General features: G+C 50.1%; 1 protein-coding gene. It reads left to right on the top strand.

Features of this window, described 5'->3' with window-relative positions; translation table 11 throughout:
- Nucleotides 1–144 precede the first annotated feature (144 nt).
- On the top strand, nucleotides 145–924 hold the full coding sequence (locus tag QEH52_RS19565) for a sulfatase-like hydrolase/transferase (RefSeq protein ID WP_308952645.1): 780 nt from the start codon (nucleotides 145–147) through the stop codon (nucleotides 922–924).
- The last annotated feature ends 650 nt before the right edge of the window (nucleotides 925–1574 follow it).

The following is a 1574-nucleotide window of genomic DNA, read 5'->3' as shown; positions in this document are numbered from 1 at the left end:
GGCGATCTGCTGGTTCGCCTAGTCGTCGACGTCGCATTCAGTCAAAATACTCTAAGCACTATGTAGGTCAATATTTTTTCGAAATGGTATAAGAGTAAGGCAGGGATTGCGCACGAGGACTTTGAAGCGGTGGATGCACTGCCAATGATCGTCGATAAATCAGTCGAGTACATTCACCAGCAGACGAAGGATCAGCCGTTTTTTCTATATTTACCGCTGACTTCGCCACACCAACCAATCGTTCCTTCCGAAGCGTTTCAGGGAAAGAGCGGTTTAAGTCCGTATGCAGACTTTTGCCTACAAACGGACGCCGCCGTCGGTGCCATTTTTGAGGCTTTGGATGCAAGCGGTTTATCGGATGATACCATTGTCATTTTCACTTCGGATAATGGTTCGCTGCTTCCTGTGAACTATAAACCGCATCAGGTCAAAGGGCACCAATCCAGTTATATCTTTCGTGGGAAAAAAGGAGACATTCATGAAGGAGGCCACCGGGTGCCTTATTTGTTGCGTTGGCCAGGCGTTGTGGCGGCCGGTAGCCAATCTGACGAGACCACCTGTCTGACCGATCTGCTCGCCACCTGCGCGGCGATTATAGGTAAGCCCCTGCCAGACGGAGCCGGTGAAGATAGTGTCAATGTTTTACCCGCCCTGCTGGGGCAGACCACGAATCAGGCTCTGCGTGAGGCTACGGTACATCATTCATTTGATGGTCTCTTTGCCATCCGACAAGGAAAGTGGAAGTTGATTTTAGGCGCAGGGGCCGGGAGTATGGGGCCGCCCAAGCCCGGCATCGAGAAGCTACCCAAAATTCAGCTATACGATCTTGAGCAGGACATTTCTGAATCGAACAATGTTTATGATCAATACCCTGAAGTCGTGGAACGTTTGACTCAGATGTTGAAAGAAATTCAAAGGGGATAATTCGGAACAAAAGTTTGGACTCAGTGAGGCTTGGATACTGGAGAGTTTTTATGCAATTTTCTTGGATTAGCGAGAAAAGGCAAAACGGATGCCTAGCTTTCGCCCCATTCGAAGTTGTCCATGAAGGATCAGAGGAAATCGCCTTGCACATCAATGCCGTTTCCTTGGTTTGGATCACCTGTAGCAGCGCGCTTCGGCCCGCGGCTCGTTCACATGGCACAGATCACGGCGACGAGCCGGGAGATGTCAGGGGGGGATGCCTCAAACGCTCGAACATCTCTTGTTCGTATTTGTTTTCGTTTTGATAGAGCATCGCCGCGCATGTTGTCTATGAGTATTTACGTTGCTTTTTCCGAGTGTTTACTACGGCGACCAGTGTGCCGCCCGGTCAGTGGCGCAGTCAGCACGTGGCGCGCAAGGGATTGAATGCCTGAAGCAATTATTTATTCGAGACGGAACTGACCTCTTGCTGGAGCAAGCACAGGCTTGTTGCAGTCCTGTGGTCGCTTGGATTTTAGGGCTTTTGTCGTCATTAAACCTATCGACGGTTTTCGTTGGGTGTGATTAAAAGTGCGGTGAGCTAATTCCAGAACCCCGTCCAACTGCCACTGGCTCTCCTGGCTCTAGTTTGTATAAGTGCATCTGCGTTC

The organism is Thalassobacterium maritimum, from assembly GCF_031127805.1.
GTDB classification, from domain to species: Bacteria; Verrucomicrobiota; Verrucomicrobiia; order Opitutales; family Coraliomargaritaceae; genus Thalassobacterium; species Thalassobacterium maritimum.
The sequence above is the reverse complement of the archived record's forward strand: the minus strand, read 5'-3'. Positions and strand labels throughout refer to the sequence as shown.

Excerpts from the sequence above, each read along its gene's own strand:
- QEH52_RS19565 (WP_308952645.1), top strand. The coding sequence starts at position 145 with ATGATCGTCGATAAATCAGTCGAGTACATTCACCAGCAGACGAAGGAT.